This window comes from Paenibacillus sp. J31P13, assembly GCF_056269295.1.
On record NZ_JBWDNR010000001.1, the window covers coordinates 127,396 to 149,886 of the forward strand.

Below are 22,491 nucleotides of genomic sequence, written 5' to 3' on the forward strand. Positions count from 1 at the left end.
AAGTATGTTTGCTCTGCAAACATTTAAGGAGAGATTACATGAAGACAGAAAACGCAGTGCAACAGCGGCAGGCGAGAGAAGATCGGATACATCGTATAGCTTCTACTGCCTATTGGGTTGAATTCGTAAAGAAATGGATATGGGTCATCGTCCGCTTTGTGCTTATTTTCGGCATATCGTTTGTCATCATCTACCCGATTCTGTTGAAGTTATCGATTGCGTTCAAAAGTATGGACGATTTATACGATTCCACCGTCATTTGGGTGCCAAAGGCGTTTACACTCGATAACTTCAAACTCGTGTTCAAAGCGATGAACTATCCGCGCGTTCTGCTCAATACGTTATTTCTATCTTCCGCAGTTATGCTGCTGCAAACGATAACCTGCGTGCTTGCCGGATACGGTTTTGCGAGAGTGAAGTTCAAAGGAAGCGGTCTTTTATTTGGGGCAGTTGTTTTTACGATTTTAGTACCGCCCAATACGATTATGATTCCGCTCTATTTAAATTTCAAAAATTTCGATTTGTTCGGAGTAATTGAGTTGATTAGCGGTCAATCCGCCAATTTAATCAACTCCTACTGGCCGTTTATTATTTCTGCGGTTCTCGGCATGGGCGTGAAGACGGGGTTGTATGTTTATATTTTTCGCCAGTTTTTTAAAGGGATTCCGCGAGAAATTGAAGAAGCCGCTTATGTTGACGGAGCGGGCTACTTTACAACTTTTAGTAGAGTTATTTTGCCCAATGCGATCCCTTCGATGGTGACGGTCATGTTGTTCTCTTTCGTATGGCAATGGAATGATTCCTTTTTTACAAACATGTACTTGAATGAACCGAAGATCATGTCTTCGATGATGTCTTCTTCCGGGTATGCAATCGCAACTTACCTTAGCGGAGGGGAACAGGCAGCAACGGCGTCCTACGTTCAGGATCCGTTCTTTATGTCCATGATGATGAATACCAGCGTCTTGATGGCTATACTGCCACTCATTATTTTATATTTGTTCGTACAAAGACATTTTGTGGAAAGTGTAGAGCGTTCAGGATTAGTAGGTTAGGAGAGGCGGATGAAGAAAAAATTGATAGTCATCACACTTGTTGCCTTTACATCAGTGCTCGGAATATATTTTGGATTCACATCGGGAGGCTCCGAGAGTCCTAATAAATCTAATAGCGTGAAAGAGACGGAGGAGCCCATGCAGCAGCCGGTCCCTCTGGACGCTAATGTAACGATCGATGGATCGGTACGTTATCAAACGATTGATAACTTCGGCGCATCCGACGCATGGTCAATGGAGCCTCTTGGAAAACATTGGACGGAAGATAATAAAAATCGCGTAGCGGATCTTCTTTTCTCAAGGGAGAAAGGGATCGGGCTATCGGCTTGGCGCTTCAATATCGGCGCTGGCTCGACGGAAACGGACAAGACGATTATTCCCGATCCGTGGCGGCGGGCGGAAGCGTTCAAGAATTCGGAGGATGAGGATTACGACTGGAGCAAGCAGGCAGGCCAGCAGTGGTTTCTGCAGGCAGCCAAGGCTCGCGGCGTGGATACCTTGATCGCATTCTCGAACAGTCCTCCAGTCTGGATGACGAAGAACGGACACGCTCAACCGGATCCAGATATCGGCTCCACCAATTTGAAGGATGGCTATGAGGATGAATTTGCAACTTATTTAATCGATGTCTTGGAACACTTTCGACAGGAAGGCCTGGCCTTCCAATATATAAGTCCCATTAACGAGCCGACCTGGGATTGGAACAAGGCGCAGCAGGAAGGGAACCGTTATAATAACGACGATCTAAAGCGTGTCATTCTCGAATTGCACCAGCAGTTAAAGGAAAGCAGTCTGGATGCGCAAATCAGCGCTCCGGACGGCGTGGAAGTTACTTCGCTGCTAGATGATGAATATTATCAAATGTTTGCGGGCGGCGGGCAATATTCGAGTGGGGCCAACAGTCTGGGAACGGGAAAATACCGCGAATATATTAAGGATTTGCTAGGCGACCCCGTTCTCAAGGAAGCGGTTGGCAATAAAATTGCCTCGCATTCCTATTGGTCCGATTACAGTAAGCCGGGTGACGACCGGTTGGGTAAGCTTAGAGAATTGCTGGATGCCAATTTGAAGAAATATGATGCGGAAGCAAAATATTGGGTCACGGAATATTGCATTCTTGGCGATTACGGTCCTGGCCGCGATCTCGGCATGGATCCCGCTTTACATGTAGCCCGTACCATTCATTTTGATTTGACTGAGGCGAATGCAGCCGCATGGCAGTGGTGGACAGCGGTATCCAAGGTCGATTATAAGGACGGACTAATCTATACCGATTATAAAGAAGCCGGAGACGAACAAAATATTTTGACTTCTAAAATCATGTGGGCTCTCGGCAATTACAGCAAATTTATACGTCCCGGCGCGGAGCGCATCTCGCTTGCGGGGCTGGATGAGAATTCACGGAACGGTTTGCTGGGATCGGCTTACGTTCATGTTGGAGAGCAGACGGTTACAGCCGTGTTCGTAAACGATAGTGAAGAGGATAAACATATTCAGATTTCACTCGACGGCGTGGACAAGAAACATGCCATTGCAGTCATGCAATCGTATACCACATCGGCTGGCAAAGACCTTGCCCGTGGAGAGGACGTACAAGTACGGGACGATCATTCGTTTGAAGCGGTTATTCCTGCAAAATCCGTTGTCACCTTGACGGGAGGCGGGACAGACGGTACAGTCGAAGCTAACGAACACAAGGAAAGTGATGTGACGACGGATATGGTTGATGAGCTTGGCAGCGATGACGTAGTGGTTCAACAGGTTAAAGAAGCGCTAACGGTATACAATATCGACAATGTGCGCGGAAACTTGACTTTGCCTGAGAAGGGGGATAATGGAACGTCGATAACTTGGCAATCCGATAACCCTGGTGTCATTGCGGCGTCTGGGGCAGTAACACGTCCCAAGCACGGCAGCGGAAACCTATCAGTGACGCTTACAGCGGCCATTACAAAGAATGACGTCATAGCGAAGAAAGAGTTCAAGGCAACGGTAATGGAGCGTCCGGCCAAGGAAGAGTATGCCGGTTACCTCTTCTCCTACTTTACGGGCGAAGGGACGCCGGATGGTGAGCAAGTCTACTTTGCGCTTAGTGAGGGGAACGATCCACTGCATTGGAAGGAGCTGAATGGCGGGAAGCCTGTACTTACATCCACCATGGGCGAAAAGGGTGTAAGGGATCCTTTTATCATCCGGTCCCCAGAAGGCGACAAGTTCTATATGATTGCCACTGATCTGAAAATAAACGGTGACTGGAACTGGGATCGAGCTCAAAAACAGGGAAGTCGCTCCATCATGGTTTGGGAATCGGACGATCTTCTGAAATGGTCGGACTCAAGAATGGTCGAGATTTCACCTGCTGAAGCTGGAAACACCTGGGCGCCCGAAGTGTTTTACGATGAGACGACGGGCGAATATATCGTATTTTGGGCTTCCAAGCTGTTTGCGGATGAAAGCCATGTCGGGGATGCTTATCAAAAAATCATGTACAGCAAAACCCGGGATTTCCATGTCTTTACGGAAGCGCAAGTATATATGGATTTCGGATATTCCATTATCGATACCACTATGATCTCTCATAAAGGGAAGATTTATAGGTTTACGAAAGATGAGAGAGACAATCAGCCTTTATCCGCTTACGGTAAAATGGTATTTCAGGAGGTATTAGGCTCCGTATTCGATCCCGGTTATAAAATGATCAAAGAAGGCGTCGGCAGCGTTACAGGCGTCGAAGGGCCAACCGTTTTCAAATCCAATAGGGAAGAGAAATGGTATTTGTTCGTCGATGAATTCGGCGGCAGAGGGTATGTTCCCTTGGAAACAACAGATCTCGACTCTGGCGTATGGAAGGTTTCTCCCGAATACGATTTGCCAAACAGTCCTCGCCACGGAACGGTTATTCCGATAACGAAAACCGAGTACGATGCGATTAATGCTAAATATTTTCTTAAGAGTTGATGGTTTAGAAAGATGGGTCTTAACAGACCTGTCTTTTTTTATGCGCTTGGAAGGTAATTGAGAGCTTTCAGTGGAAGGGTGCGAAGCTGGTGATTTTCAAGGTATGATGTATTGAGAATGAAATTTTATGCAATGTCACACAAATGTTAACGTTAAAAATTCTAAAAGCAATGGGAAAGCAGGACCAGTAATCATGGAAAAATAGCTTTCCTAAAAAATAAATTGAAGAAAACTGAGGTGGGAGAATGAGTGTATCGCATGATTGTTTAGCAGGGGATAAAATATATGTAATTGAGGGTTTTGTTGCGAAACTTATGTTTGATGAGGAAGGAAATTTTGATATAACAAATTCTATTAAGCTAGAAGTTGGAGAGGCTGTAGAATATGTTGATTGGTATGATGAGCATGTTGGGGATAATATATTTAAAAAAATAAAATATAAATACCATTTATCTGAAGAAATACTTTCTGCAGTAGAAAGTTATTTTGTTACTGAAGAAGTTTGGAATGGACTTATAGATTATTTTAATCAAAACTAAACCCTGTTCTTACTATTAAGTTATTGAAATTTTGGAGTATAACAACTCTGAAGTGACCTCTTACTATTAGAGATGTTATATAACGTTCTCCGTTTCTATAGGACTGTCTCAAAGGTCGCCAAACCTAAGAGACAGTCTTTTTTTACGATGAACCGTTCCAATAGAAACATGAAATACACAGATTGATTAAGAAAACACAATTCAATCGATAAAAATGACATGTTAATTCCGATAGAGGAAAGGTAATATGTATGCGATAAGCTGTGGTTTTTTAGTGGTTGGATAAATAAACCCGATGCCGAGGACAGAAAGGATGGTTATCAATTTGTCATTTTCCGTTGACTTAGGGAGCGAAGTAATCTTCAACAAAGTGATGTTTAAACTGAATCATGCCGACAACTTGAAGGGTTACCAGCTCATGTATTCGAATGACCAAACCATCTGGAATGAAGCTTGCAGCAAAAACAAAAATATGAGCGCAGAGGAAACAGTCAGCTTTGCCGCTGTAAGCGCTAGGTATCTTAAGCTGAAATTAAAACCGAGCAACGACTTAAGTGTTGAATTGTCTGAGCTCGCTATATACAACAATACGGAAGCGCCGGTACCGACAGATCTTGTACGTATCTTTATTGCGGATGCAGCGGGAGCAGAGTACCCGAACAACAGCGAGCTCCAGCTGAATAAAGGAGAGGAGGGTATGTTGTACCTGAAGGGGGAGCTGAAATCTGGCAGCATCGTTGACCTTCAGGACTTGGCAAAACTCTTTAAGTCTTCTACGAGGAACGTAGCGGTAGCCCCTTCAGGCAATGTTATGGCAAATCAGGCTGGGGCTTCATTGGTACAAGCGGAGGTACAAGCTCTCGAAACTCTAAAATCAAACTCTCTTTGGATTGTTGTGGATGATCCCGCAGCATTTCAGGATGAAGCTTATGTAGCCAATTCCATGCTGAAGCATCCACGGATGACTACGGAAATTGGATTGCCAGCGGTCCTCGAGCCGAAGGATATCTATCCGACGGTTTCCTTGACTTCGACCGTAAATGGACAGGTTGCCGGCGAGCTGATCTTTAATGAGACACAACTGGTTGCCAAGCTGCCGGATACCTCTTTAGTCAAAGGCCATGCGGTGCAATGGACGCCGTCCGGCTCGGCAATGAGGCAGGGCTCTTATGAGCTGCGCATGATCATTAAGCAGGAAGGAAAAGCCCTGAGTTATGATTCTTTCTATTTTACTGTGCTGGATCCTAAATGCATCCCCGAGGGACATAGCCAAATTGCCTTTCTGGGAAAAGACGGGAGAATGGTGTATATCTGCGATTATCGGGGCAATCGAATTTTGGACTTTTCTAATGCTGGTTATAAGGGAGGCGGCGTCAAAATTCCGCATGTGCCTGTAAAAGCGATCATTTCCCCGGCGGACGGTGACGCAACAGCACGGATTCAGGCGGCGATAGACGAGTTAGCCAAACTGCCGCTGGACAAGGACGGATTTCGCGGCGCGCTTTTGCTGGAAAACGGCAGGTATGATGTCGGAGGCACGTTGGTCGTCAAAGCGAGTGGAATTGTCCTGCGGGGTGAAAGCCAAGATGAAGGAGGAACACTCCTCTATGCTACTGGAGCGATTCCGCGAAACCTGATAGAGATCGGGAAAAACGTTGATCTCGTGCTCGATATCGGCTCAAAGCAGACCATTACAGATTTGTATGTGCCGTCTGGCTCGCGTACTTTCCATGTGGAGGACGGCAGTGCCTATAATGTTAACGACCAGATCATTATTCGCAGAATCGGGGATGAAAACTGGATTCACGAAATTAGCATGGACTACATTTACAATCGCCCGGGCGGCAGCGTAATCCAGTGGTCGCCGTTCAATTTGGATTTCGACAGGGTCATCACCGCCATTGAAGGGAATACGATTACGGTTGACGCGCCGCTGGCCACCGCGATCGAATTACGATGGGGCGGTGGTGAGGTCTATAAATATAGGGATTGTACCCGCATTCAACAGGTGGGTGTTGAGAATATGAGGGTAGAGTCTGATTATGACCCGAGGATCATCGATACAGCGGTTGATAGCGATACAACCGATCCTTATTATGCGGATGAGAATCATGCCGAGCGCTTTGTTGTGTTCAACAGCGTGAAAAACGGCTGGGTTCGGGATGTAACCGGCTATCACCTTTCTTATTCACTCGTTCAAATGAGCCGCCATTCCAAATGGATTACGATTCAAGACAGTCAAATGTACGATATGGTCAGCAAAATTATCGGCGGTCGCCGTTATGTCATCCACCAGATGGGCCAGCTAAATTTAGTGCAGCGGATTTACACGGAGACGGCGCGGCATGCCATTTCCGTGGATAGCTGGGTACCGGGTCCAAACGTATTTTTGGACTGCGAAGCCGTTAATAATTACAATACAAGTGAGCCGCATCACCGCTGGTCGGTGGGCGGTCTGTTCGATAATATCAAAGCTCCGATTTCCATTCGCGACCGGGCATGGCTGGGCACTGGACACGGCTGGTCAGGCGCGAACTATGTGACCTGGAATACGGAAGGAGAGCTCACTTCCCAACAGCCGCCAACCGCCCAAAACTATGCCATCGGCCATGTCGGACCAAAGGTGCCGGGACTGGTGCCGAATGACTATGATCCCCGTCCGCGCAGCGATGGGTATTGGGACAGCTGCGGCCGACATGTCATGTTGCAGAGCCTGTATAAGCAGCAGCTGATAGAACGATTGGGAAGACACGCGATCAATAATATAACAAAATAAATGCAGTAGAATTCACATTAATATATCATTCATTTGCAATATGGAAGCCATGAAGCTCCCGTCACTATCCTCTTAATGAGAATAGGACATCAGGGCAAGCATGGCTTTTTGATTTGACATCATAATAAAACACAACCTCCAGCAATCTATGCCATGGAGAGATCGCATGATCAGGGGTAGCATGGAGTCAGGAGTCAATTCCGAAATGACGGAGATGACGATCAAGGCGATCATTACTTAAGCGGAAATGTAGGAAAGGCCAGGTGAATAAGAGTTGATCGATAGAAAACAAATGGAACAAGAAGCAGCTTTACCAGCAGGCGAACGAGCAGCAGACCGGCTTCGATTATGGTTTACAAGTCCGGCGGCCGATTGGAATGAAGCTCTTCCCATCGGCAATGGGAGGCTCGGGGCTATGGTGTCCGGCGCAATTGAACAGGATAAAATTCAGCTCAATGAAGATTCCATATGGTATGGCGGCCCCGGACGGGCAGCCAATCCTGCGGCTCAGCCCTATTTGGAGGAGATCCGGAAGCTGCTGAAAGAGGGCAGGCAGACGGAGGCAGAACATTTGGCCCGAATGGCGATGACTTCTTCGCCAAAATATGAACAACCGTATCAACCGCTCGGCGATCTGATTCTAAAGTTTCTGGATGCCGGCGAGACCATAGAAGACTACGAGCGCGAGCTCGATTTGGAGCGTGCGATCGTTACAGTATCGTACCGTTCCCGAGGTGTCCGCTACTCTCGGCAGTATTTTGTAAGCGAGCCGAATGGCGTGCTGGTCATCCGATTGACGGCTGATGTGCCGAGGAAGCTCACGCTGGCTGCCAATCTCATGCGCCGTCCGCTCGATTCGGGATGCAAAATCGGTCCTTCCAATACCATTCTGATGAACGGGGAATGCGGAAGTGACGGAGTTCGTTTTTGCGCCGCATTTAGGGCGGTTATCCAAGGAGGCAGGCAAAGAGTGATCGGGGACTTTATCTCGATCGAAGGGGCGGATTCCGTAACCCTGCTGCTGGCAGGACAAAGCACCTTCCGTGTGGACCAGCCAGAAAAGGTTTGTTTAGATCAACTGGAACAGGCAGCAGCTCAGCCGTTTGAAGCCTTGTTGAATAGGCATGCGGAGGAATACCAATCTCGGTTCAAACGCTTTACTATTGATTTGACAACGGATGGTGATCCGTACGCCGGACTTCCTACTGATAAGCGGCTGCTGCGGTTACAGCAAGCAAGAAGTAAAGAAATGGAACAGACAAGCCAAACCGAAATGCGCAATCCCGCGGAGCTTAGTGATCCAGGACTAGCTGCGCTTTACGTTCAGTATGGGCGCTATCTGCTGCTATCCTGCTCCCTGCCAGGTACACTGGCGGCTAATCTGCAAGGAATATGGAATGCCAGCTTTACCCCGCCATGGGAGTCGAAATATACGATTAACATTAACGTTCAGATGAATTATTGGCCGGCTGAAGTGCTCGGCTTGCCGGAATGTCATGAGCCGCTGTTTGATCTGATTGAACGGATGCGGGTGAACGGACGGGCAACCGCTAGGGAAATGTACGGCTGCCGCGGTTTTACCGCTCATCATAACACCAATTTATGGGCGGAGACCCGGCCTGAGGGCATCCTGACTACCTGTACAATCTGGCCGATGGGCGCCGCTTGGCTTTGCCTTCATTTGTGGGAGCACTATCGCTTCGGCCTGGACCTTACGTTCCTTAAGGAACGTGCCTATCCAGCCATGAAGGAAGCGGCACTGTTCCTCCTCGATTACATGGTTGAGGAGGGAGGCTGGAGAGTAACGGGACCGTCGGTGTCACCAGAGAATCGGTTTATTCTTAAGGACGGCAGCAGCGGCAGCCTGTGTATGGGGCCATCGATGGATTCCCAAATCGCGCATTCACTCTTGTCAGCCTGTGCGGAATCTGCGGTACTCATTGGAGAAGACGATGAGGCGTTTCTCTTCGAACTGCGTGAAACGCTAAATCGCATTCCGTTGCCGGCAGTCGGCAAACATGGACAGATAATGGAATGGCTGCATGACTATGAGGAGCAAGATCCCGGTCACCGGCATATCTCACAGCTGTTCGCTTTGCATCCGGGGGAACAAATTGACATGCGGCACACACCGAAGCTTGCAGCGGCAGCCCGTAGGACCCTTGAACGTCGCCTTGCTGGAGGCGGTGGACATACCGGTTGGAGCCGGGCATGGATCATCAACTTTTATGCCCGGCTCGGTATGGGTGAGGAAGCGAATGAACATTTAATGAAACTATTTACCTCGTCCACGTACCCCAATCTGCTGGACTGTCATCCGCCTTTTCAAATTGACGGCAATTTCGGCGGGGCTGCAGGGGTGGCGGAAATGCTCCTGCAATCCCACCGTGGAGAGATTCGGCTGCTGCCTGCCCTTCCGAGGGAATGGGCCTCCGGCAATGTAAGCGGGCTGCGGGCAAGGGGCGGATACACCATCGATATTTCTTGGAACAATGGGATGCTCTCCAAAGTTACGATTCACTCTTCATTTGCGGGTGAGTACCGTCTGTGGTCAGCTGTTCCACTCGATCTGCCGGGATGCGAGAAGCCGGGTACGGCTATTCCGAGAGTAACTTCAAGCCTTGAAGGATTCCAATATACGGTTTCTTCGGTATCTGGTGAATCTCACCACATTCACTCACGATAGGCAATCATAATAAAACACAGGTGAGGCGACAAATTTCCATTTTGATGCTCAGGACAAAGGATTAAGATTAGCGATGTAACGATATAACGATACGCATACAAAGGAGCGATACCTATGCCACAGCAAGTGCCCATCGCCTTTCCAAAGAGCCCCTCGACCCTTTCGCCATTCAAAAAGCGAATGAATAATCTGCGCAAATATAAGGCGCTGTATCTCATTTCACTGCCGGGAATCCTTTTCTTTATCGTATTCAAATACCTGCCCCTTGCGGGCTCCGTCATGGCCTTTCAAAACTACAACATTTACAAAGGCTTTACTGGCAGCCCGTGGGTCGGGCTCGACCAGTTCCGCCGAATGTTTACCTATCCGGAATTTTTGCGAATTCTCGAAAATACCGTCCTGATCGGCTTATATGATATGGTCTTTGCCTTTCCAATACCGATCATCTTTGCATTGCTGCTTAATGAGGTGAGGAAAGCGGTCTATAAACGGATTTTGCAGACCGTCGTTTACCTGCCCCATTTTCTCTCCTGGATCATAATTGGAGGGATCATGATCGGCATACTGTCCCCGACGACGGGGATCATTAATCAAGTCCTGAATGCATTTGGCATCGATCCGATTTACTTTCTAGGTGAAGAGTCGTATATTCGAAGCATTTTGGTTGGAACCGGTATATGGAAAGACAGCGGCTGGGGTACCATTATTTATTTGGCAGCGCTTGCCGGTGTGAATCCAGAGCTGTATGAAGCAGCCAAAATCGATGGTGCAAGCCGTTGGAAACAAACACTGTCCATTACGATACCGACAATCTTGCCGACCATCACGATCATGTTCCTGCTGCATATCGGCAACTTCCTTGATTTTGGCTTTGAACGGGTATTCGTCTTTATCAATTCGCTCAATGAGAGCCATGGCGATATCCTAGATACGTATATTTACCGGGTCGGTCTTATTGACCAGCAATACAGCTACACGACAGCAATCGGGCTCTTTAAATCAGTTATCGGTCTGCTGCTTGTCATGATCGGAAATGCGCTCAGCAAGAAGGCTTCAGGAGAAGGATTATACTAGAGGGGAGATAGATGACAAAATGAAAAACAAAGGTCGCTTATTCGACATTTTCAACTATATTTTCCTGACGCTGGTCGGATGTTTGATGATTTTTCCTCTCCTTCATGTACTCGCCAAATCGTTCAGCGGTACTCATGCTATTAACGCGGGAAAGGTTACTCTGCTTCCGATCGATTTGACCCTAACAAACTATCAGGTTATTCTCGGTGACAGCTCCATCTGGCGGGCATTTCTAGTCAGCATATTCATTACTGTTGTGGGCACATTGATTAATCTCATTCTAACGTCATCGCTGGCCTATCCATTATCCAGATCCGAATATTCGATCCGTAAGGTCATACTGATCTTAGTGTTAATTACGATGATCTTCCATGCGCCGCTTATTCCAAATTATATGATTATCAAAAATCTGCATCTGATCGATTCCTTATGGGTTCTTATCATCCCATCTGCCATCAGCGCGTATAACTTGTTTATTATGCGGTCCTTCTTTACGGCTCTTCCTTCGGAACTGATCGACAGCGCACAAATTGACGGAGCGGGAGAGCTGCGCACGATGTGGAGCGTGATTTTGCCCTTGTCCAAGCCAGTCATGGCAACTATGGGCTTGTTCTACGCGGTTTCGCATTGGAACTCCTATTCGTCGGCATTGTACTTTATCAATAACCGTTCGCTCTATCCACTTCAGCTTAGGCTCCGTGAAATCGTGTTGAGCAATGATCTGGGCCAGGCAGGAAGCTTGCTCGAAGGTGTAAATGAGGTATCACCAGCGGGTGTGCAAATGGCGGTTATCATCGTCTCGGTCCTACCGATCGTTATCGTGTATCCTTTCCTGCAAAAGTATTTTATCAAAGGTATGCTAATCGGTTCGATTAAGTCATAAGGGTTCTGCCTGTATCCTTGAAAAGAAAGCGTTATCCAATTGTCGAGATATGTTAAAATAGAGAACTACGGGTCAATCCCTATTCAGCCAAGATTTATGATCCAGCCGAGAGTAAGAGGGACCGTTATGTAAGCGTTGACAAATATGCAATTTCAAATTAAGTTCATACTGCCAGGCGGCTGGATCCAGACATTTCAGGAAAGGACTTGATGCAAGTGCGTGTATTGATTGTGGAAGATGAACCTGTTATTCAAAAAGGTTTGGTCAAAATGGTCCAGCGTTACCCGGCATCATTCTCCGCGATTTATACGGCCGATGACGGAGAATCGGCCTTTGAAATGATTCAGAAACTGGAGCCTCATCTAGTTCTGACGGATTTGCGCATGAAGCGGATGGACGGTCTTGAATTGTGCGAGAAGATCCACCGTGAATATGGACATGTTCAGGTGGCGATCATTTCTGGTTACAATGACTTTCAATACGCACAGCGGGCAATGGCATACGGCGTCAAGCGATATTTACTGAAGCCAGTCATCCAGCAGGATGTGCATGATATGCTGAAGGAACTGATTTCTGGCATGACCGACAATATTATCCCTGTTCATAAATACGTGGACTTCGCAGAACAGCTTGAGCATAGCATCTGGCTGATGCAGCGGGACGAGACCAATCATCTTCTTGAAGAGGGAAAACAATCTGGGTTATTTGAAGGATTGAACGCCATTCGTATGGAAGCGATGCTGAATGACTGTCTAACTATGATCGTAGATCGGCTGGAACGCAGGGGATGGAAACCGAAGTCCCAATGCCGCGTAGAAAAGGGGACCGCCAATACGAAGGTGGAGACGATGGTCGCCTTTGCCGAAAAGATAAGCGGGATTTTGGATGAGCTGCAGCTTACAAGAAAAGGGAACTTTAAGGATCCAATCGAGGAAGCCAAGGCGTTCATTGATCGGCATCTCGCCGAGGATATCACACTCGAGGAAGTGGCAAAACGGGTAGGGCTAGCTCGTACCTACTTCAGTGCGCTTTTTAAAAAAATGACAGGGGAGACCTTCGTACACTACCGGATCAAAAAACGGATGGAGGAAGCGCGCAAGCTGGTTGCCGTCCCGACTCTGACGATCACGGATATTGCTATTCTAGTAGGTTACGAGGATTACCCTCACTTTACGAAGACGTTCAAAAACTTCTTCGGGGTGTCGCCTTCCGAATATCGCGCTTCGTTTGGCATTGAATAATGAGAGCAACCCTCAGCCTAAAGCTGCTCTTTTATTTTACCATTGTCATTCTACTTTCCTTGTCTGCGGTGGGGATCTCATTTTATAGTATTTCAGCGAAACAGCTGCAAGAAAGCACCGAAAGTCAAATGACTCAGATCGTGGACAATGCGGTTCATCATACGAATCTGTATCTGTCCTCCTATGAACGATCTACCGTGGCACTGTTGTCTGATCTGAGAGTCAAACGGTATATTGACCTGCCGGCAGATCGTGAGGAATATGAAAATTATCGCTATACGACCGATATCCGAGATGCAATCGTCGAACCGGTCTGGATTCGGAATCCCGAGATCGCAGCCTTGTACATCATCGGCTACTCTGGGAATGCGCTGTATTATTATAACGGCGGTTCAGCGCCATCCTTTACGCCCAAAGATACAGCCGAACAGATCCAATATTTCAAGGCGCATACGGATGACAGCGGTGCTCTTACGATTATGAATTACAGTATCCTCGGAAATGATACGCCGATGCTGACCCTAAATCGGAGCATCCGCGGTCTCCAGTCGCCGGAGATGAAAGGATTTGTAGGCATCGAAGTCAAGGCGGAGGAGCTTTCCACGCTGTGGAAAGGAATCAACCTTGGTCCGGACAGTTATTTCTTCATTGTAGACGGCGAAGGAAGAATCCAATACCATAACGATCAAGGGAAAGCAGGGGCTGTTGTCCCAGAAAGCCTAGGCAAGCAGATCGGACAAGCTGGGACCGCAATGTTCCGCAGTTCGGCTGAAGGTATGGAACGCGCCTATATCAGCCGCCAAGCGGACTACTCCGGCTGGCATCTGGTTGTATCTATTCCGTACGATCAGCTGCAAAGGCCGCTTATTACGATCCGAAATTCTATTATCGTTGTAGCGGTGTTGACCTTGATGACGGCACTGTTCTTGGCAAGTCGATTCGGCAAGTCCATTACCACTCCAATCCGTACGCTAATGAAAGGGATGAGCCAGACGGAAAAGGGGAACTGGAAATTCATCCCTCTTCCGAAACACAAGGATGAGGTTACTGAGCTTATGATTCGTTACAATCTAATGGTAAATCGACTCTCAGAGCTGGTGGAAACGGTCTATCAAACAGAACTGAAAAATAAGGAAATACAGGCTGAACGGCAGAAGGCAGAATTCCAATCCCTTCAGCTGCAGATCAACCCGCATTTCTTGTACAATACGCTTGAGACAGTAGTCTGCTATGCTGTTATTCAAGATTCAGATGAGATATCGGAAATCGTCAAAGCTCTGTCCTATATGCTGCATTATTCGGTGCGCACCAATCTGGAAGAAATAACGGTGGCGAATGAGCTGAAGCATGTGATGTACTATATGGTCATTATTAATCACCGTATCGGTCGTTCCTTTGAGATCGATGTGCGTATCCGGCCGGAGCTGCTTCTGCGCAAAATGGTCCGTTTGACGCTTCAGCCGCTGGTGGAAAATGTATTCCAGCACGGTTTCCGTCACGGCGTTGAAGATCATCACATGATTACAATTGATGCCGGAGAGGATGACGATTCCTTCTGGTTCAGTGTCGAGGATAACGGCAGGGGGATGACTCCCGAGCGGCTTGAGGAGCTTCGTACCAAGCTTAGCGAGAACCGATTGGCTGACGAGGAAGAAAACAATGGAGGTCCAGGTGGAATTGGCGTACCCAATGTTCATCGGCGGATTCAGCTCGTCTTCGGAGAAGAGTATGGGGTGTCCGTAGAGAGCAGTCCTGCTTGGGGAACCCGTATGATCATGAGAATGCCGATTACCGGCGATAAGGAACAATATGGACAAGCAGAGCTTTCGTATGAGAAACCTCTCTTTCCTACAGCAGCGAACGGCTAGACGATGAGCCGAGCTCGATCGGGAGAGAGGAATATGAGGTTGTCCTAGGGTCTATTATTGGACCGCTTAGGGCAGCCTTTTCTTTTGTTCCTAAACGACCACAAAAAAACACATGACCACAATAATCCACCCCATGGGAGTTGCGAAAATTAAGCATTATGATGATAACAGGAAGACCGAATACCTTTTTACACGAATGAAAGGGGATAATCCAGATGAAGAAATGGGCCAGTCTTATCCTGTCGGTGGCGCTTGTCACGGGTCTCACGGTAGGTTGCGGAAGCAAAGAAACATCGGGCGGCAATGCCGATGCGGGGGATGAATCAAAACCGCTGAAGTTCAGTATTTCATTAAACACAAGTGGAAACGCTTACGCGGAAAGCTCCAAGGACATTAATAACGATAAGTGGGTCAAGGAGCTTGAGAAAAGAGCAAATGTTGATTTGGACATCCAGCTGATACCTCTGAAGGATTTCGATTCCAAAATGGCTGTCAAGTTTGCCGGCGGCGATATTCCAGATGTCGTTCAGAATGTCGGTGGAGCCACGGACAAATCCATGGCCGGGTCAGTTCAAGCCGGTGTCTTTATGCCGCTGGACGATCTGTTGAAGGAGTATGCACCCAACCTGATGAAGGCTGTGCCGAAGGAAGCATGGGATGAGGTCAGCTACGAAGGGAAAATATATGGCATTCCAACCTGGCTCAGCAATCCGTCTCGACGTGCCACATTTATCCGCACCGACTTGCTGGAGAAAACGGGTCTTCCGGTACCCGAAACGATGGATGATTTCTTAAACGTTCTGCGAGCATTTAAGAAGCTCGGCTTGAGCGCTCCCTATCAGATGAGGGAGAACTTTAAGTATGCGGATATCGTCTTCGGATCGTATGACGCGCTCGGCTATCAGTTTACTGAGATGGACGGACAGATCGTACCGAAATTTTTTAATAGCGAAAACATGGAAAAAGCACTAAATGTATACAAAACGATGTATGACGAAGGCCTCATTCAGAAGGACTTTGCTACTATCCAAGCAACACAATACAACGAAAATATTGCTGCGGGAAATGCAGGGATATGGACGGCTAACGCGCAAAATCTACTGGATCTGCGGACGCAGGTAGCTGCATCGAATCCAGGTGCGAAAGTGGATATTATCCCGTCGCCAATCGGTGACAATGGTCAAAAAGGCTATGGTTTGTACAGCTCGGTTAATACATCTCTGTATATTAACAACAAAGTGAGCAAAGAGAAGGCTGGCCGGATTATCCAAATGTTTGAATGGATGCAGACGCAGGAAGCGAAACAATTCTACAGCTTTGGTATTGAAGGCGAGAATTACACCGTAAAAGACGGAAAAATCGATTATAAACTGCCGGAAAACAAGGCTGCTCAAGACGAAGAAAAATTCCGCAACCAGATGCGCTGGGTTGGCGACGGAACGATTAATCGTGAACGGACTGAACTGCTTCCGGGCGGACAGGATGTGCTGAAAGCGCTGGATGAAACACTGAGCAAAGAAGGCGTAGGCGGTATCGGTTTCGTACCGGATCTTGAGTCATTCAGCAAGTTCCCTGATCTTGCTTCCAAACGTCCGGATCAGGCGCCGAAATTGATCGTAGATCATATGGTCAAAATGATCTATGGCAAAGAGCCTATTAGCGATTTCCCTAAAGTTATTGAGGATTACAAGCAAAAGGGCGGCGATGAGATCGTGAAGGAAGCCACCGAGCGCTACAACAGCAAAGAAGGTATCGTTGAGCAGCAAAACCGTTAATAGATAAATTCTGGGGAAGCCTCTTCTTGCGAAAGGCTTCCTCCTTGTTAGGAGGGAGAAAAATGAGTCAACCTTCTTTATATGAAGAAATCATGTCTTTGCCCGTCATTGATACGCATACCCATTTGGTGGGGAATAAGCTGTGCGCGACCGATTTTTGGGAAATCGCCGATTATTTCTGGTTGAACCGTGAGCTTCAATCAGCGGGATATCCAGCCCATGCGAACCAGCTTCCGGATGACGAACGAGCTGCCGCCTTTGTTCGGGCATACCAAGCCTCTCGAAATACGATGATGAACCGAGCCTTTACGGCGATCATGATCGATTTATACGGGATCGCAATCACGGATACAGCGTCGGTGCAACGGGCAAATAAAGCGGTAAAAGAGCAAAGCAGCGCTCCCGGTTGGGCACAACAGGTAGCCGATCGGCTCCATGTAAGGCGCTTCATCGTTAATCATCCGGATCATGCCGCCTTTGAAGGCATGCGGGAGGATGCTCTTCTGCTTCCGCGAATCGATGGATGGCTGCCAGAGCTGTCTAAGAATATTGCCGATTCCGCCGGTTCCAGCCGGCAGTCGGCATTTGTTCATTCGAAGAAGGTCATTAAGGATCGATTGCAGTCCTATGGAGCGATGGGCTGCCCGGGAATTATGACGACGCTTTCCGCTCTTAATGCTGCGGCTCATGAGGCGTGTGAGCTTAGCGACGATACAAGTACGGATGAAATCATGCTGCTGCTTCTTCATCAAGTTTGTTCCGATCTTCAAGAGCTGGGAATGTTTCTGCAGCTGTTTCTCGGTGTCGAACGCGGTTGGAGCGCTTCGTCGGCAGCTCCCGTGAACAATCCGCTCCGAATCATCCAGCTGTATGGTCTTTTCGAGAACTATTCCATTCCGTTTGAACTTGTGGTCGCTTCAGAATTGAATAATCTGGACGTCGTACAGGCGGCATGGAATTTTCCAAACGTCCATGTAGGAGGCATGTGGTGGTATAACTTCCGAGCGAGCACTTATTTGCAGAGCATGCAGTATCGGGTGGAGGCAATTGCCCCGCTCAAGAGCTCGCTCGTTGTCTCGGATGCGCGCTGCATCGAATGGACATATGGCAAGCTGCTGCTCGTCAAGCAACTGCTGGCACGCTTTTTGGATAAGCAGATTGAGGATGGATGGATCACCCGCGAGGAAGCTCTGAAAGTCGCTGCGGAATGGCTGCATGGAAGCGCCGCGAAACGTTACGGATTAACGGATGAGAGCCGATGAAGGAGTGGGGGAGGGAATGACTTTTTCACTGATGGATCGGATGCTGCCTGCTCCCATGAACGGAGGATTCCGCATGGAGGACTGGTGGGTATGGTGCGGGTCGGTTGTGCTCGGGGAGGACGGTCGCTTTCATATGTTCGCATCCCGCTGGCCAAAGTGGCTGCCGATGCACCCGGGATGGCTGCTAAGGTCGGAGATTGTCCGCGCTTCGTCCGATACCCCGGAAGGTCCCTATACGTATGAGGAAACGGTGTTTCCTGCGCGGGGGGCGGAATACTGGGACGGGCTAAGCACCCATAATCCGCATATTCTTAGTTATGGAGATAAATATCTGCTTTATTATATGGGTACAACTCATCCTTTCGCTGAACGAAAGCCCGGTGAGACATTGGAAGAGAATGACTACCGTGTTATTGCCGCTCGTGCCAATAAACGAGTCGGGTTAGCTGTTGCCGATAGCGTCTATGGGCCATGGAAGAGACTTGACGCGCCTATTCTGCCTACGCGGCCTGGCAAGTTCGACAGTTTTCTAACGTCTAACCCTGCTCCGTGTATTCGCGAAGACGGCTCCGTGCTGCTAACGTATAAAGCTCGCAAATACGAAAGGAATACTTATGGACAGATGACTCTCGGGGTTGCAGAGTCCATTGGTTATGAAGGACCGTATCGCGTCACTAATGAAGCACCACTCTTTCCACCGGAACAATTACACATTGAGGACCCGTACATCTGGCGGACCTCAGATGGATATAAAATGATTGCCAAGGATATGGACGGCCGTGTATGCGGTGAAAAGCATGGCGGAATACTTGCTGTCTCCAAAGATGGAACTGATTGGTGTATAGCGGAATCCACCAAGTCGTATTCTCGACTGGTTCGCTGGGAGGATGGCACAGAGCAGTGGATGGGCAGCTTCGAGCGGCCATTCCTGCTGTTTCAGGAAGGGGTTCCGACTCATCTATTCGGAGCAGTAGCGGATGGGTCCGGAGGATTCCGAAATGCGAAAAATACTTGGAATATGGTTATTCCGCTAAATACAATGCCCTGAAAAAGGATATCTCATCATCATCATTCACATAAATAGGAGGAAATCATATGAGAGAGACAGTATCCAAGCAACAAGTTAGCGAACTAGAAGTGCCGGATTCCATGCAGGAATGGGCTGAACGAGCATGGCAGCAAATTGTGAATAAGGTTGAACAGACCAGCAAGCGGATTGGCGTCAGCTTTCCACATGCTTCTGTCAACGGGGTATACGACAACATGCGCCCATCATGGTGGACCGCAGGGTTCTGGCCAGGTATTTTGTGGCAGATTGCTGCTGACGGGAACCATGCATCGCTGCAGCAGATCGCCGAGCAAATTGAGGAAAAACTGGATGAACCGTTGTATGCTCTCGCCGTTCATCATGATGCCGGTTTTATCTGGACGCTCTCGGCTGTGGCGAATTACCGCGTGACCGGCAATGAGCGCTCCAAGCAGCGCGGGCTGATGGCAGCCGCTCAATTGGCAAGCCGTTTTAATTTGAAGGGGAAATTTATTAGAGCCTGGCATGACACGGAGCAGGTGAACCGGTCTGGCTGGTCTATCATAGATACGGTAATGAACCTGCCGTTGCTATACTGGGCATCGGAAGTTACGGAGGATCCGCGGTTCCGGCATATCGCCTCAGCGCATGCGGAGACGGTATTGGAATATTTTCTTCGTCCAGACGGCTCCAGTTATCATATTCTAAATTTCGACTCAGAATCGGGAGAAAGAATAGGCGCCATGTCAGGTCAAGGTTATGCGGAAGAATCCGCTTGGGCAAGAGGCAGCGCTTGGATGATTTATGGACTTGTCTTGTCTTATCACTATACCGGAGATGATCGATTCCTGACGGGAGCCAAAAGAGCAGCTCATTTCTTTCTTGCAAATCTTCCGGAAGACAAGGTGCCACACTGGGATTTCAGGGCATCGGAAGGGGGCGGAAAGCCGCGTGACACTTCGGCTGGCGCTTGTGCAGCATGCGGCTTGATCGAGCTGGCAAAGATCGTACCGCAGGCGGAAGCCTCCTTGTATCTCCGTGCCGCAGAACAAATCATTCGCTCCCTTCATGAGCATTATGGTACCTGGGACCTTCCGGGAGAAGAAGGGATGATCCTATCCGGCACTTCCAATCTGCCTGGAGGCGTGCATATCGATACGCCGCTGATTTATGGTGATTTTTTCTTCGTCGAGGCCGTATCCAAGCTCAGGGGATCCTCTTTGCAGATGTGGTAGGGACTATACGTCAAGGAAGTCTAATGTAGGAAATGGAGATAAATGATGAACAAACGGAATCAAGCAAAAGCGGATACGGAAAATTTGCTCGATGATCCATTTAATATAGGAACGGACGAAGTACCGCCGCTAGACGACGAACAAAACCAGCGCATGGAGTGGTGGCGACAGGCGCGGCTGGGCTTGTTCATTCACTGGGGACCATATGCCCTGCCTGCCGGAGAGTGGAAGGGGAAAGAAATACAGGCGTCATACAGCGAGCATATTATGCTTCGCGCCCGGGTCCCGATTGCCGAATATGAGGAAATGGCGAGAGGCTTTCATCCGTCAGCCTTTGATGCGGTGAAGTGGGTGCAAACGGCGAAGCGGGCAGGTATGAAATATATCATCTTTACAGCCAAGCATCACGACGGCTATGCGATGTACGACTCTAAGGTATCCGGTTATTCGATCACCAACCACAACGCATTTGGGAGAGACCCGCTTAGCGAACTGGCGGATGCATGTCGAGCAGAAGGGATGGTGCTCGGTATTTACTACTCCCATGCCATGGATTGGCATGATCCGGGCTCCCAGGGGAATACCTGGGATTATCCAGAGAATATTGGCGCCTATGACGAAGTAGAAACATGGATACAAGATGCGGGTAAACGAATGCGCTTTGAAAGCTATTTGCAGAACAAATCGATCCCTCAAGTCCGCGAGCTGCTAACGGACTACGGAAAGGTTGGTCTCATGTGGTTTGATTGCGGAGGCAAGCTGACACAGGAGCAGGGAGAGCAGTTTTTGGCGTCCGTTTACGAGCTTCAGCCAGATTGCTTGGTCAACAGCAGGGTATGGAAAGCCCCGCTCGGAGACTATTCCAATACATCCGATAACCAGCTTGCGACTCGCACCATCAGGCAGGATTGGGAAAATATTATTACGTTGAACGACTCGTGGGGGTATAAAAAATCCGATCACAACTGGAAATCCCCGGTAGCGATTATCCAGCAGATCGCCGATGTCGTGAGTAAAAACGGAAATCTAGTCATCAATATCGGCCCGATGGCGACAGGCGAATGGGATCCGGTATCGGAGTCGATTTTGCTTGAAATCGGCAGCTGGTTGAATACCAATGGCGACAGCATTTACGGTGCCGGAGCGGCGCCCACAGCCAGACCTTTCTGGGGAAGGTGCACCCTGAAAGAAAACACGCTGTATCTGCATGTCTTCGATCGCCCAGCAGGGCGAAAACTGATCATTCCCGGCTTGAAGTCCAGCGTTCAGAGTGTGTTTGCGCTGGATGGCGGCAAGGAGTTGGCTTTTTTACAGGTATCCGATCAGGATCTGGAAGTAGAACTCCCTGCCTTAACAGACTCTAGCGAATCTTCTAACGCCAAGCCGCTTGTCATCGCAGTCGTCTGCGCAGGCAAGGTAGAGGGTAATCCGATCCGTCTGCTGCATTCGGGAGAACATACCTTGCATGAGCTTGGGGTATTTGAAAGCGAAATCTCCGGCTCTTCACTCCGTTATGATACGGGGAAAAAAGACCGAGATAATCTGCTGGATTGGAGGGAACAGGAGGATGCTGCGGTTTGGAAGGTCCGTACATTAGGACCGGCGAGATTTCAGGTTAGTATCGAATATCGCAGCGAAGAAGGAGAGAATGGCGGCGGTGGAGCATACCTAATCAAGGCAGCAGGACAAACGCTGCAAGCTGAAGTGCAGTCTACCGGAGGATCCCATGGTTTCCAAGCATTTAACGTTGGGGAACTGCATTTTCCTGCAGCAGGAGAGTATACGATTCTTCTTCAGGCAGAACAAATTACAGGGACCTATTTGATGCAGCCTAGATGTTTAAAACTGCTGCAAGTATGAGCAATACAGGACTAAATATCGTTGCAAGCACACAAGATCCGATAAACACGGAGTGCTTGGTCATATCTAGAGGGTAGCCAAAGAACGTGATATAATGGTTGCCCTCTTTTTTTTTGCCTTAATCCTATTTTACGAATGAGCACTTATGAAAGCCCTTTAAGCCACTGGCTAATCGGGCGAGCAGGATTGATCGGTAACAATTAAAATAGAAAAGGAGAGAGATCCTCTCATAAAAGTAGTCATTTTGACAGT

14 protein-coding genes are annotated in these 22,491 nt (G+C 48.4%); all 14 read left to right on the top strand.

From position 1 onward, the window contains the following. Positions 1–38 precede the first annotated feature (38 nt). The 14 genes from AC0YOD_RS00450 (at position 39) to AC0YOD_RS00515 (ending at position 22,239) form a co-directional block, all read left to right on the top strand. Complete coding sequence (locus AC0YOD_RS00450; protein WP_475797291.1) at positions 39–1,055, top strand: carbohydrate ABC transporter permease; 1,017 nt, start codon at positions 39–41, stop codon at positions 1,053–1,055. Positions 1,056–1,064: 9 nt separating this feature from the next. Beyond that, positions 1,065–4,013, top strand: a complete 2,949-nt coding sequence (locus AC0YOD_RS00455) for a glycoside hydrolase (RefSeq protein WP_475797292.1) — start codon at positions 1,065–1,067, stop codon at positions 4,011–4,013. A 245-nt stretch (positions 4,014–4,258) separates the two neighbouring features. Then, complete coding sequence (locus AC0YOD_RS00460) at positions 4,259–4,552, top strand: hypothetical protein (RefSeq protein ID WP_475797293.1); 294 nt, start codon at positions 4,259–4,261, stop codon at positions 4,550–4,552. Between the two features lie 325 nt (positions 4,553–4,877). Continuing rightward, complete coding sequence (locus tag AC0YOD_RS00465) at positions 4,878–7,328, top strand: discoidin domain-containing protein (RefSeq protein ID WP_475797294.1); 2,451 nt, start codon at positions 4,878–4,880, stop codon at positions 7,326–7,328. A 292-nt stretch (positions 7,329–7,620) separates the two neighbouring features. Continuing rightward, complete coding sequence (locus AC0YOD_RS00470; protein WP_475798321.1) at positions 7,621–10,014, top strand: glycoside hydrolase family 95 protein; 2,394 nt, start codon at positions 7,621–7,623, stop codon at positions 10,012–10,014. Between the two features lie 180 nt (positions 10,015–10,194). Next, on the top strand, positions 10,195–11,088 hold the full coding sequence (locus AC0YOD_RS00475) for an ABC transporter permease (RefSeq protein ID WP_475798322.1): 894 nt from the start codon (positions 10,195–10,197) through the stop codon (positions 11,086–11,088). A gap of 19 nt (positions 11,089–11,107) precedes the next feature. Beyond that, the gene (locus tag AC0YOD_RS00480) at positions 11,108–11,971 is read left to right on the top strand and encodes a carbohydrate ABC transporter permease (protein WP_475797295.1); all 864 of its coding nucleotides are present in this window, start codon (positions 11,108–11,110) and stop codon (positions 11,969–11,971) included. A gap of 230 nt (positions 11,972–12,201) precedes the next feature. Next, a complete protein-coding gene (locus AC0YOD_RS00485; protein ID WP_475797296.1) occupies positions 12,202–13,212 on the top strand; it encodes a response regulator transcription factor in 1,011 nt (336 codons plus the stop codon). After that, a complete protein-coding gene (locus AC0YOD_RS00490; protein WP_475797297.1) occupies positions 13,212–15,080 on the top strand; it encodes a cache domain-containing sensor histidine kinase in 1,869 nt (622 codons plus the stop codon). The genes AC0YOD_RS00485 and AC0YOD_RS00490 overlap by 1 nt, the downstream gene beginning before the upstream one ends. 215 nt (positions 15,081–15,295) lie before the next feature. Further along, complete coding sequence (locus AC0YOD_RS00495; RefSeq protein WP_475797298.1) at positions 15,296–16,855, top strand: extracellular solute-binding protein; 1,560 nt, start codon at positions 15,296–15,298, stop codon at positions 16,853–16,855. A 62-nt stretch (positions 16,856–16,917) separates the two neighbouring features. Beyond that, on the top strand, positions 16,918–18,117 hold the full coding sequence (locus AC0YOD_RS00500) for a glucuronate isomerase (RefSeq protein ID WP_475797299.1): 1,200 nt from the start codon (positions 16,918–16,920) through the stop codon (positions 18,115–18,117). A gap of 16 nt (positions 18,118–18,133) precedes the next feature. Next, positions 18,134–19,165 (top strand): glycoside hydrolase family protein, encoded by a 1,032-nt coding sequence (locus tag AC0YOD_RS00505; RefSeq protein ID WP_475797300.1) that lies wholly within the window; start codon positions 18,134–18,136, stop codon positions 19,163–19,165. 47 nt (positions 19,166–19,212) lie between these two features. Continuing rightward, positions 19,213–20,379 (top strand): glycoside hydrolase family 88 protein, encoded by a 1,167-nt coding sequence (locus AC0YOD_RS00510; RefSeq protein ID WP_475797301.1) that lies wholly within the window; start codon positions 19,213–19,215, stop codon positions 20,377–20,379. 45 nt (positions 20,380–20,424) lie between these two features. After that, entirely contained in the window at positions 20,425–22,239 is a 1,815-nt protein-coding gene (locus tag AC0YOD_RS00515) for an alpha-L-fucosidase (protein WP_475797302.1), read from the top strand. The last annotated feature ends 252 nt before the right edge of the window (positions 22,240–22,491 follow it).